The sequence below is a fragment of the Phycisphaerales bacterium AB-hyl4 genome (genome assembly GCA_041821185.1).
Classification (GTDB): Bacteria; Planctomycetota; Phycisphaerae; order Phycisphaerales; family Phycisphaeraceae; genus Natronomicrosphaera; species Natronomicrosphaera hydrolytica.
The window spans coordinates 153,421-165,924 of record JBGUBD010000005.1 but is presented as its reverse complement, the minus strand read 5'-3'; the positions used below and the strand labels follow the sequence as shown (position 1 = coordinate 165,924).

The following is a 12,504-nucleotide window of genomic DNA, read 5'->3' as shown; positions in this document are numbered from 1 at the left end:
TTCCTGCTTAACTGTTGCTAGAAGCATTTTTTATGATACTTTGACGCATCGCATGCAAATGTTTCAGGAGCAGGTAGATGATTGGCCATGCCGTCGTCATTGAATCCAGAGGTCAAGCGGTTCTCAAGAAGCAGGACATTCATCCGCCCAAGGCGGGCGAGGTCTTGGTTGAGAACAACTATTCTGTCATTAGTGCGGGCACGGAGTACGCCAACCTCGTCGCGCTGCCAAACACCTCCACCGATGAACGTGGATTCCCGTGGGTTCCCGGTTACTCGGCAGCGGGGCGTGTCATTGCGGTGGGAGAGCAGGTGGAAACCCTGGAAGTCGATGACCGGGTTGTGGTCGCCTGGGGTGGGCATCGATCTCACTCAATAAAGAAGGCTCGCGATCTTGTGAAGATCGAAGATGACGCCATCGATCTGCTGGATGCGGCCTTCGCGCACATTGCCAGTTTCCCTTTGCTGGGCGTGCGCAAATTGAGGTTAGAACTGGGAGAATCGGCAATGATCGCCGGCCTGGGAATCCTGGGCGCCTTTGCAGTGCAGTTTGCCGCGCTTGTCGGGGCGATTCCCGTGGTCGTATCCGACCCGGACCCGGCCCGTCGGGCACTGGCCCTGAAACTAGGGGCGTCTGCCGCGTTCTCTCCAAGTGAGCCGGGGTTTGTTGACAAGGTCAAACAGGCCACGGGCGGCCACGGGCCTAATACGGTTGTTGAAGTCACGGGCTCAGCCGACGCATTGCAGCAGGCGCTGGAATATATCGCATGGGAAGGTCGGATTGCGCTTCTTGGCTGTACGCGCATGTCGGATGTGCCAATCGATTTTTACAAGTACGTTCATCGGCGAGGCATTTCGCTGATCGGCGCACACACCTTCACACGAGCCAAAGCGGAGTCCGCTCCGGGCCGCTGGACTGAGCAGGACGATCATCGCACGTTTCTCAAACTGATTGCAGCGGGCAAGATGCAAACGCGCCCACTGATTTCGGAAATCGTCTCGCCGGAGCATGCAACGGACGTTTACACCCGACTCGCGGAGAACAAAACGATGCCCTTGGGAATCGTTTTTGACTGGAAGAAATTCAGAGGTAAAGCATGAGCGCAATCAAATTCGGCGTCTGTGGCATTGGCAGAATTGGAATGTCGCACTGCCGACATTTCTCACAGAATCAGGACCACTACAAACTGGTTGCTGCATGTGACATCGATCCAGAGCGAGTAAACGCTACGACGGCGAAACTTGGCGGCAAGGGATATACGGATCTCGCGTCATTTTTCGCAGATCCGGAAATGGAACTGGCGATTATCGCAACCCCTTCGCTCGATCACGCCAGAAATGCAGAGCAAGCTTTGGCCGCCGGGAAAACCGTGCTGCTGGAGAAACCTGTTGGCGTCACCGCGGAAGATTACGCGCTCCTGCAAAAACTTGCCCAGCAGTATCCGGATCGGCTTTACTTTGGACACAACCACCGCTTTGAACCTGCGTTTGAAAATACGCAGGCCATCATATCGGATGGATTACTGGGAAATGTCAACGTCATCAAACTCTGCAAGCATCATGTGTTCATGCGCCGGAATGATTGGCAGATGCGGCTGGACTGTGGCGGCGGACAACTCAGCGTCTGGGGGCCCCACCTGCTTGATCAGGGACTGCAGCTTCTGGGCTCACCTGTCAGGGATGTGCATAGTTACTTGAGGCGCATTCTGACGCCGGGCGACGGTGATGATCACGTCAAAATCACACTCATCGGTGAGAATGACACGGTTGCTGAGGTGGAGATCAGCAACTCGGTGGCGATGGCGAGTCCGTATTGCACCATTTATGGCGATCGTGGCACGCTGACCTATGAGCAGGATCAGAAAGAGATCAGACTCAGGTACCTTGACCCGCAATTCCGCTGGCCAGCGGCGACAGCCACCCGCGCAACCCCCTTGCCGGGCCAGCCGAAGAGTCCTGAACAGGATCTGCCGTGGATTGAGGAGACTCGAAAAGTGGAGCCGGACACGAATATGTGGGTGCAGGTGGAGCTTGAAATAGCCCGGCACATGTATCGCGCCCTTCGTGAGGATGTTCCGTTCCCGGTCAGCAGTCACGACGCGCTGGAAGTGGTTCGAATATCTGAGATCGTCAAAAAACAGAATCCTCAGTTCGCGTGGATTGGCTGAGCACGCCCAGGTAAACACTCATGGACAGAATTAGAGTTGGACAGATCGGTATCTGTCACGAGCATGCTTCCGCCAAGATACAAACGCTCAAGCGCATGTCTGATGTGTTTGAAATTGTCGGCGTTGTCGATGATCGCGCGACTTCTTCTTCCCGACGTGCCGGCGATGATCTCAGCCCGTATGAAGGCCTGACGTGGGTGACGGAAAAGCAACTGCTGAGTATGCCGGGGCTTCAGGCAGTGTTCATTGAGACTCCCAACCAAGACCTTGTGCCGACTGCCATGCGCTGCATGCAGCACCATCTGCCGATGCATATGGACAAGCCCGGTGGTGAGGATCTGGCGGCATTCCGCGAATTGCTCAATGGCTGCCGCAAGCATGATATTGCACTGCAGATGGGATACATGTTCCGCAACAACCTTGCAATGCAATTTGCGACAAAGGCGGTAAAGCACAACTGGCTCGGTGATATTTTTGAGATCCAAGCCAGCATGAGTCACAACTATGGCGGTGAGCCCTACCAGATTTACCTTGGCAGCTACGCGGGCGGCATCATGTTCAATCTTGGTTGCCATCTGATCGATACGCTCATCCCCATGATGGGCCGACCAGATAACGTCACGCCTTTTCTGAAGTCCGCACCGGGATACAGCCAGAACATCAAAAACAACTGCCTGACCGTGCTGGAATATCCGCATGCCACGGTCACGTTGCGCGTGTGCAGCAAGGAGGTAGATGGCCTGAATCGGCGATCACTTAAAATCTGCGGCACAAATGGCACGATCGAGCTGAGTCCGCTGGAGCGCTTTGACGGCCAGCCACTTCAACTGCGGCTGACACTGCTGGAAGGCAATCAGGAATATCCTGCCGGCACGCACATGGTGGATTTCGGTGTTGCACAAGATCGCTACGAAAATCAGCTGCTTGAATTCGCCAGGATCATTCGGGGTGAGATGAAAAATCCCTATTCATACGAACACGACGAACTGGTGCAGGAAGTTCTCCTTGCCGCTTCGGGATACACCAAATGGGAGAGATGATTTCACCCGAGGAGTGGCTTCATGACGTTGCATTTCACTGATCTGCCGCGCCCGCTGCTTGTCGGCTCGCTGCGTAACCGAACCACAGCTGAAACCATCGCTGACATGAAATCCGGCGAGTCAGATGGCGCGCGGGCGTTTATTCTGCACCTCCAACTGCTCGACCAGCCGTACCGCCAACCGGAGGAACTCAGGAAGATTTTCACGGCAACGAGGTATCCGATGATGGCGATCAACTATCGCTGTGATGGCGGGCCGTCGGATGACGAGCGTGTGAACATGTTGCTGCAGGCGACGCGCGTGGGCGCAAAATGCATTGACCTGCCCGCGGACACATTCGACCTCGACTCACGGAAAAGTTTGGCAGGATGTACATTGCCGTTTGCGGCTGCAGACCCCGAAGAAATATCCATGCGCCCTGAGTGCATTGACAAGCAGATGCAGATCATCAAGCAGGTTCATGCCTTGGACGCACAGGTGCTCATGTCGGCACATGCGCTTAACACACACCTTGACTGCACCCAGGCAGTTTCGCTCGCGACGGAAATGGAATCCCGGGGCGCGGACATTGTCAAAATCGTTACCGACTGTCCGACTGTCGACCACGCTTTGGAAATGCTTCGCACCACGGTGGAACTCCGAAAAAGGCTCAAGGTTCCTTTCGTATACATCTGCACAGGCCCGCACGGCGAGATTGTCCGACCGCTCGCGCCGCTGCTGGGCTCCATGCTTGTATTCGGACATCACGACTACCACGAACGGGCCAACCTGCGCAAGCAGTTGCTGGGCAATCTGCGGGAACTGTACCGCATCATCCCATGGCGCATTGACGATTATCTGGAGTAGACGAGTATGCATGTGATCAAGATCGCAGAGGACCGCAGCCTGCGTTGGGTGGAAGTGCCCGACCCGGTCATCAAGGACGACGAGATATTGATTGATGTTCGTGCGGCGGCGCTCAACAGGGCTGACCTGCTCCAGCGAGCCGGGCATTATCCCCCGCCCCCCGGCTGGCCGGACTGGATGGGGCTGGAGGTGGCGGGCACGGTATCCAAGGCCCCCGCCGACAGTCGATGGCAGGTCGGCGACAAGGTCTGCGCCCTGCTTGGCGGCGGCGGATACGCCGAGCAAGTTGCAGTGCCCGCAGATATGGTTCTGCCCATTCCCGAGGGGCTGTCTTTCGTCGAGGCCGCCGCGATTCCGGAAGCGTTCGCCACATCACATCTCAATCTTTGCATTGAAGGTGGCTTGCAGAGCGGTGATACGGCTTTCATTCAAGCCGGCGCAAGTGGATTGGGCGTGGCGGCCATTCAACTGGCCAAGGCGATCGGTGCAAAAGTCGTCACGACCGTCGGCTCGGATGACAAGGCAGCGCTGGTCAACCGTCTTGGTGCTGATGTCGTGATTAACCACAGGAAGGAAAACGTTGCTGAAGTGCTGGCACGTCATCCCGTGAACGTTGCGATGGATTGCGTTGCAGGCCCCGACCTCGGCAGCTACCTGGAAACGGTGGCAGCCGGATGCCGTTGGATCGTGATCGCCACGCTCGGCGGATCGACATCAGACATCAACATGAATTCTTTTTTCAGACGCGGCATCAAGCTGATTGGCAGTACGCTGCGCAGCAGAACAACGCAGATGAAAGCGGAAATACTGGCTGACCTTGAAAAACAATACTGGCAGGCATTTTCATCCAGGCAGATTCAGTTGCTCATTCACAAAGCTTTGCCGATCACTCAGGCGGAGCAGGCACACGCGATACTTGAACGCAATGAAAATCTCGGCAAAGTGGTGCTGACCATCGAATAGCACATGTGCACCACCCATCCATTCGGCCCATGGGCTGTCGCCGAAAGTGTTCTGGCTGAATGATCAATGACGGCATACCTTGGATGTGTTTCAGGCATCCAACGAACACCTGTCCACGCTGGAGGAGAACGATCCCATCATCAAGGGCCAGTCGACACATGTTCCACGCCATCTGGCCTGAACTGACCATCAACAGCGTCCCGACTTTGACAGATCGGCAATGCCGCAACCCAGGTCGCACCAGGTGGGATCGTCACCTGCCTGCCTGAACGCTCCGCTACCGTCTCGTGCCAGACGGCGACAGGCTCGGCAGGCAGGGTCAGCGCCGCCGGCTCGGCGCCGACATTGAAGGCAAACCACACCTCGCCGGCCGGGCCTTGCCGTCGTCGCACGAGCAAACCGCGATCGACCTCGTATTCAGGCTGAACGCCGGCCTCACGCAACAGGTCGTTGAGCACGTCCAGTGCCGCGTCATCCCATTGCCCGCTTGCCGAGAGCGAAAGGTTCACGCCGAGCGTGTACACCACGCCATCGCCCAGCCGACGGCGCACTGCCGCCACAGCGCCGTCCGACCACTCGGCAACAGGCTCGCCGGCCGTCAACGCCAGGTCCACCCGCAGCCCCGCCGCTTCGATCGTCCGGCCGTTGGCGAAACGCACCGGCTGACGGCTCGACCCCAATGCCACCCGCGCCGCCTCGCGCCACCCCAGTTGCTCGGCCAGACCATGCGTCGGCCGCTCTGGCGCCACCCACGTGCGATCATCCCGACAGGCAAACGGATGCTCGATGATCAACGTTCCACCCGCCTTGACGTATTGAATCAGTCGATCAGCGGTGGCCTGGTCGACCATCTCCATCGCTGAGACATGCACCACCGCTCGCCCGACCAGATCATCGCCCGGCGTCACCATGTCCGTCGTATAACCCAGTGCCTGATACAGAAAATGGCTGCGGAACAATGCTTGCTTGTAGCGGTACTCATCCGAAGACCGCTCCAGGCTCGGATCCTGATCGCGAAGCGCCATCGCCTCTACTCTGCCGAGCACGTCCGAATCGCGGCTGTACATCAGCGCGACCGGCGCGGGCGGCCGATGCGAGTCGACAAGCAGGGCACCATGGTCGCGGAGAATGCCTGCGATGCGGTCGCACACTTCGCTGCGGGCCGTGGGCTCGCCGTTGATCTCGCGCATGCCCCAGCCGTTGCTTTCGTTGCCGATACGCTCCGAGCGGAACTGCCAGAATGTGAAGCCCGCCGTGCCGCCCGCCAGCGCCATCCAGACCAGCCGATCGAGCGTCTGCGGGTTCGGCGGCTCGCACCAGTTTGCCTCGTTGGGGTAGAACTCGTGACACCAGTAGTCCGGAGCGACCCGGCGCAGCCAATCGCTGATCAGGTCGGCCTGCGTGTGATGCAGCGGCTGCTTCGGCCAGAGGTTCACGGGGAACGACGTGCCGTACCGGTCCGCCTTGGATGCAACAAGCACATCGTCGTTGGCATCGCACACCGGGTCCTGCAACACACTGCAGAACCCGGCGTGTGCAAGCACGGTTCGATCCGGGTCGGCTTCACGCATCGTTTCGACCACCCCCTGCACATGCTCCGCCACCGCGCTCGCCGCCCACTTACGCCAGAAATACATCTCCACGTAATCACCAGCCGACGCCGGCGGGCGAATCGTGCGAAGCGACGTCCATCGTTTGCCCAGGTACTCGTTGATCTGCTCGATCGACCCGAACCGATCGCTCATCCAATCCTGGTACGAACGCAGGGAATGTTCGCAATGACACTGGCCGAGCGGTCGACTGCGCGGCTCGTTCCACGCATCGTAAAACCACAACGCCGGGTGTTCGCGATAGCGTCGCACGAGCTTCTCGACAAACGCTTTCGCCGCCGCCATGACCTGCGGATTGTCGAAGCAGGGCAGCCAGCCGCCCACATAGAACGCACCGATCGCCACCGGGCTGATCGGCACGCCGTGGAAGCCGATGCGCGTGCCGCCGAGTTCCTGAAACACCCAGTCCGGCGCGGTTTCCAGCATGGGCTTGAGCACCACGCGCAAGCCGTTCTCCGACGCCAGGTCGAACAGCCGATCGAGATCGTCGAACACATATCGCCCGCGCACCGACTCATGCCACCGCCACTGCGGGCGGTACTGCACATGCGTATAGCCGGCCTCGGCAATGCGCTTCAAATCACCCGCCCATTCCTCGGGCAACGGCGTCGGAGCACGGTGATACTGCGTACCAAACGGAAAAAAGGCGGTCATCAACTCATCCCTCCAACGTGTCTGCGTCGCTCGTTGTCAATCAGCATCACGTACCTTGGCCCGCCTCACGGCCCGACCCGCACAATCACGCCCGGCCGAGTGGCAGAAACATTCAACCGAAGCCGATCACCGTCAAGCGAATGCTTCAGTTGCGCATCACCATCCACCACTTCCACGGTCGCGTCATCGATCGCAGGCATGCGCACCACCACCTCCGTCGCCTCCAGATCGTCCGCCGCGTCGCGAGCAATCGCGAACACCAGCAGCGAACCATCCCGGCCAACGAGAATCCGCGCATCAACGCCTTCACTGACCTCATACACCCCGTTGGACGGCTGACTGTAGAGCAGCCGATCGCCAAGCTCATTGCACAGCGCGTTCAGCTCGGCCATGTAAGGGTGCAGTTCCGGGTAATCGCCCAGCCCGCCGCCACGATGAAAGTGCCACGAATAATAGTTGACGCCCTTGCTGCCTTCCGCCAGCGCCCAGTACAACTGCGAACGCAACTCGCGCTCATCGGGCATGCGGCCGCCGCGTTCCTCGAAGTAGTGCAACCCGAGCGTGGCGAACATCGGCCGCGGCTCCGACGCCCGCCGCATGATCTGCGCCACGTCGCCGATCGCTTCCTTGAAGTTGTCGCCGTCGCGGATTTCCTGCGTCATCACAAACGGGTACGGGTCGATCGCCATGATGTCCGAGATCGGGCCGTAGGTATGCCAGTTGAAGGGCTTGAATGTGTGGTCGACCACCACATAGGTCAGGTGATTCGGCTGCTCGCTACGGAAGCGGCGCTGCTGCTCTTCCACTTCCATCCCCGTCACGCCAACGCGCCGCCGCAGCGGCACATCTTCCACGCGGTAGTCTTTCACGTCCGGCTCGTCGAAGCCGTAGAGCGCGTAAATGGCGGGATGTTCCGCGATCACCTCCGGCTCGGCGGTGTCCGCATATCGGCTGCCAAACACGCGGCCGAGCAGATACATGCCGCGATCCGAGTATTCGTTCAATGCATCTTCCGTCAGACGCGGGTGGTAGTCGAGCTTAGTGTTGAAGCCCAGTTCCGCCAGTTCATCGAGGTCGCCGAAGTACATGCCCACCGAGAACGGCCGATCGAGCACGCGGAAGTCGCCCGCCAGGGCGATCGCCCGCCCGCCCGTGCCCGCCAGACCGACTTCGACAAACTGCGGTCGGCCGTGGCCCGGCACGTCATCGAGCGGAGCGACAATTCGCCCCACATTGCCATACCATTGGATCGCCTGCGATTCGTCGGCCGGTGTGAGTGCCTGATGATTCAAGCGGACGTATTCCAGTTCGCTGACCGCCTTTTCCTGGCGCGTGATGAACAGCACCAGTTCGCCCGCAGCACGGTCCACCGCGGCGTAGCCGAGGCTCGCCGGCAGGCGGCGAGGGCTCACGCGATGGCGGAATCGCTGGCCTTCATGGTTCACCACGACCAGCGCGTTACGGTTGATCATTTCCAGGTCGTGAAAGCGAATCTCCAGCTTCGCCACGCCGAGCGTTTCATCCAGCACGACACGCCGATGCCAAGGCACTTCAAACGTCTCGCGCAATTCCGCAAGCGTTCTGCCGTTCACGCGCAGCGAGTCTTCGTCCCATTCGACCGAGTCGCTGAGATACACCCGCAGCAGCCCGCCGCGCGTCGCGGCTTCTGAGTATCGCGTCTCACCCTGGTCCCAGCCCTCGGTCCATTCGCGATCGAGCAGTCGGTCGGCGATGACTTCGCTGTGATACACCGTCGCTTCCGCCGACTCAGACTGTTCGCTATATGCCCCGGTTGTAACGCCGCCGAGCAGGGTGGCGCATACGATCGCCTGACTCATCGTTGTAAAGAGCTTCATGGTTGCCTTTCGTAATGAACTATTGACTGGCTGCGCGCAATGCAGAGTCACGGTGTACTGTTCCACCTGTAGCCGTATCGAAGTTCCGTTTCCGCTTCCACATGGCCGTCAAGGAATACGATATTTTTCGATTCCCCCGGGTGGCGTAGTCGGACGCGGCTCTCGAACTCGCTGTAGTTGTAGAAATAGGTTCCATTCTGCGTATCGACATACAGGCCCTTATGGCTCGGGCGAAGGTAGCGATCTCGCTGCCGCCATTGCCATTGGGTCTGATTTGCCTGGTCCCGGGTTCCCACCACCTGTGTACTCGGTGCATAGGCGACCTGATTCACCGAGCTTGTTGAAGTGCTGATCGGCCTATCCGGACAATGGAGCACGCTGTTCTGAATGCCTTCAGCATCCATGCGTGACACTCCAACGTAGGGAGCCAACACCTGATACCACCAATACGGGCTGCCCGCCGTGCTGCCCCCGCGGATCAGGTGATCATCGTTTTCGTCAGCGTAGATCATCGCTCCAAGATGCATCTGCCGCAGGTGATTCGCGCATTGGATGCTCCGCGCCGTGGCGCGGGCACTTTGCAACGCCGGCAGCAGGATGGCGATGAGCAACGCAATGATCGAGATTACCACGAGAAGCTCGATCAGGGTGAAACCACGAATGGGACGCGACATGCCAGACTCCTTTAACTGCAAGTGAGGCGCCCGGTTCGCCGGGGAATGGCTGGTGCGTGTTTGACCACGCACCAGCCCGAATGCGGTGCGATGCGGCATTGTGGACGACTTATGCGAAACGCCGACGCCGCGCCAGAATCAGGATTGCACCCGCGCCGAGCAGGCCCAGCGACGCAGGCTCGGGCACGATGGTGAAGTTCGCGCCACTCATGGCGATGCGATCGTTGTTAACGCTGCTGCCGTCACGCACGAAGATCATCAGCTCGTGGTCGCCCACGCCGATTTCCGTCCCCGGCGTGTAGGCTTGGCCATTGAGCAGGTACAACACCTCATGGCCCGCTTCGAGGCCGGTGACGTTGATGTCAGGTGTGATCGGCTCGCTGGCAATCACCGGGCTGTTCACCGAGGAGGGATTGCCCATCCAGTGGCGGTTCGCGCTGACACCCGCGACCGGTTCCGTCACTTTCAGCACGGCATCGCCGTCGTAAATCAGCACGCCGTCGAATCGCCAACCGGCAACGTAGCCGCTGGGGCGACGCACATCGAGTTGGTACTGGCCCTGGTCTTGGGCGCCGATATTGATGCCGGTTGCACTGCCGTCATTGTGCACCAACCATCGCATGGTATTGCGGCTCTGCCCTGAAGACCCACCAGCCGTATTGTTCATGGATACGGTGGTGACTGTGTCGCCATCGAGGCGAATCTGAACGTTCGTGGCGCGCTCGACCGCGCCGCGCAGATACACGTTGGTGTTGCTTGACATCGCTGCGGGAAGTGTGATCCCCAGCAACATGTTGGTCGGGCTTTCACCTTGTCCATAGTAGTTCGGATTTCCGAACCACCCGGAGTAACTCGAACTATCGAAAAACCCCGTGCCGCCCGATCCGCCGATGGCGTGCTCGGCTTCGACCCACGTCCAGTGCTCGGCGCCGGCGAGGCCGTCGATGGTAATGCTCGGCGCGGCCAGAGTCGGTGATGTGGCAATCGCGGCGGTGACTGATGCTGCGAGACCGAATGTCAGAATTGCATTGCGGAACATGAGGTGTCCTCCTGTCAGGGTTCTAAACGCTTCATGCCGGTGTGGCGAAGAAGTCAGACGACTTAAAACGGGGGCCGTCACCCCACAACAATGGTCGAGGCGGTGCTTTCGCTGGCGTCGTCATCGCTGACGATGTCCAGCAGCGGCTTGTTGAACCGCACATGCAGGGCGAGCCGACAACTGCCCAGCAGTTCGATGCTGCGCGTATCGCCGACGTAGCTGAAAGTAGACTGCGGCTGGTCTTCGCCGATGCGTCGGCAGACGCCGTCCCAGAACGCATCGCGGGCCACCGGCACGGCGTCGGGAATCTGGCCGCTGAGCTTGATCTGCCCCGGTTGGTGCACGGCGAAAATCCATCCGAGCGCTTCGCCCAGCCGACGGCCCTGGCGGGCGATCTGATTCAGGTAAGCAGGCTCGTTTCGGCTTGCTCGATCGAGCAGTTGCGAAAACGTGATCCGCTCTTCGGGATGACGTTCGTTCCAGCGATCGGTGATGGCATGCCCGCCGAGGTAGGCTTCCAGACAGCCGCGCCGGCCGCAGTAGCACGGGCGACCGCCCGGCCAGAGCACGGCATGCCCGATGTCACGTATGTTGTTGTTGACCTGGCCAGGCTTGCGGGCGTATGCCTTGAAGCCGACCTCGTAACCTCGGCCGGGCATCAGCCCCACACCCAGATCCCAGATCACCTGGAAAATCTGCTGGTCGCTCTGATCCGACTCCAGGCCGCCCCAGTAGATCGCCGACGCCAACGGCACGACGTAAATCGGCACACCGAGCAATTGGCCGAGCACCTGCTTGGCGTCCAACCCGTTGGCGGCGGGCATGTTGACATAATTGAGAATCCGCCCTGTTCCGTCTTCCAACAACCCGGGCACGCTGAAGCAGGCACTGTAAAGTTCCAATGACTTTGCCCTGGCGTCGGCCTGCAACTGCTGGACGAGCTGCGCGACATGCTCCGCCAGCTCTTCGTGCGACTTGACCTCGCTGACGTCGCGCTCGTGGCGAACGACAATGCGATTGGAAAAATCCATGACCGCGCCGCTCAGAACAGGCGAATCCAGAGCAATACCCAACACCGCCTTGCCTTCACGGGCAAGATCGAGCAGAACACGCGGTCGGCCCATGCCGCCGGCCTCGCGTTCGCCCGTCGGCACCACGACTCGCTCGGCCAAAAGCTTTTTCGTGTGAACGTTGACGATCGCACGACCTAGCCCAAGCTTTTGACCAATCTCCACTTGCGAGATTGGGCCCTCCCGGCGAATCTGCTCGAGCACCCGCACGAGCGTCACCGCTTCCTTCTCAAGCATGTTGGCAAGTTGGGTCATGTGTCCCTCAGGTCTGTCATTAAAACTACCACGAAAGTATAATTTGTCAAATGGAAAAACTAAATTGTGTCGATTTTCCCTCCCTGTTCACAAGTTCTGACTCAGGAAATTAGCGGGATGGCAGCCAGATAGAACGATTCGCTGAAGCGAGATCACGTGATGGTGAATTGACGTAGGTGAGGATGTGCATCGTGAACATTGGGGGCAGGTGCACGCATCGCGCTCAGCACCACCCGGCGCTGACGATCCTGCGGTCGGTCTTCGTTCAATGCGACGTTTCGTTCAGGCGGCCTGCCGGTGATAGTGGCGCAGCAATCCGCCGAGCCGTTC

General features: G+C 59.4%; 10 protein-coding genes. 5 read left to right on the top strand and 5 right to left on the bottom strand.

All coding sequences use genetic code 11. From position 1 onward, the window contains the following. The first annotated feature begins 77 nt into the window (after nucleotides 1–77). From ACERK3_09345 to ACERK3_09325, 5 genes are read left to right on the top strand one after another with little or no spacing between them, the layout of a single operon-like run. Nucleotides 78–1,100, top strand: coding sequence for a zinc-binding alcohol dehydrogenase (locus tag ACERK3_09345; protein MFA9478499.1), 1,023 nt, complete (start codon nucleotides 78–80; stop codon nucleotides 1,098–1,100). Then, nucleotides 1,097–2,167, top strand: coding sequence for a Gfo/Idh/MocA family protein (locus tag ACERK3_09340; GenBank protein ID MFA9478498.1), 1,071 nt, complete (start codon nucleotides 1,097–1,099; stop codon nucleotides 2,165–2,167). The genes ACERK3_09345 and ACERK3_09340 overlap by 4 nt, the downstream gene beginning before the upstream one ends. Before the next feature lie 20 nt (nucleotides 2,168–2,187). Next, nucleotides 2,188–3,207: a Gfo/Idh/MocA family protein gene (locus tag ACERK3_09335; GenBank protein ID MFA9478497.1), complete on the top strand. Its 1,020-nt coding sequence runs from the start codon at nucleotides 2,188–2,190 to the stop codon at nucleotides 3,205–3,207. 21 nt (nucleotides 3,208–3,228) lie between these two features. Next, nucleotides 3,229–4,053: a type I 3-dehydroquinate dehydratase gene (locus ACERK3_09330; GenBank protein ID MFA9478496.1), complete on the top strand. Its 825-nt coding sequence runs from the start codon at nucleotides 3,229–3,231 to the stop codon at nucleotides 4,051–4,053. A 6-nt stretch (nucleotides 4,054–4,059) separates the two neighbouring features. Next, a complete protein-coding gene (locus ACERK3_09325; protein MFA9478495.1) occupies nucleotides 4,060–5,016 on the top strand; it encodes an NAD(P)H-quinone oxidoreductase in 957 nt (318 codons plus the stop codon). 140 nt (nucleotides 5,017–5,156) lie between these two features. Here ACERK3_09325 and ACERK3_09320 read toward each other — a convergent pair whose 3' ends face one another. The 5 genes from ACERK3_09320 to ACERK3_09300 form a co-directional block, all read right to left on the bottom strand. Next, nucleotides 5,157–7,280: a beta-galactosidase gene (locus tag ACERK3_09320; GenBank protein ID MFA9478494.1), complete on the bottom strand. Its 2,124-nt coding sequence runs from the start codon at nucleotides 7,278–7,280 to the stop codon at nucleotides 5,157–5,159. 65 nt (nucleotides 7,281–7,345) lie between these two features. Then, entirely contained in the window at nucleotides 7,346–9,136 is a 1,791-nt protein-coding gene (locus ACERK3_09315) for a hypothetical protein (GenBank protein ID MFA9478493.1), read from the bottom strand. A gap of 47 nt (nucleotides 9,137–9,183) precedes the next feature. Further along, the gene (locus ACERK3_09310; GenBank protein ID MFA9478492.1) at nucleotides 9,184–9,810 is read right to left on the bottom strand and encodes a type II secretion system protein; all 627 of its coding nucleotides are present in this window, start codon (nucleotides 9,808–9,810) and stop codon (nucleotides 9,184–9,186) included. Nucleotides 9,811–9,919: 109 nt separating this feature from the next. Further along, nucleotides 9,920–10,930: a PEP-CTERM sorting domain-containing protein gene (locus ACERK3_09305; protein MFA9478491.1), complete on the bottom strand. Its 1,011-nt coding sequence runs from the start codon at nucleotides 10,928–10,930 to the stop codon at nucleotides 9,920–9,922. Beyond that, entirely contained in the window at nucleotides 10,927–12,174 is a 1,248-nt protein-coding gene (locus tag ACERK3_09300) for an ROK family protein (GenBank protein ID MFA9478490.1), read from the bottom strand. The genes ACERK3_09305 and ACERK3_09300 overlap by 4 nt, the downstream gene beginning before the upstream one ends. Nucleotides 12,175–12,504 lie beyond the last annotated feature (330 nt).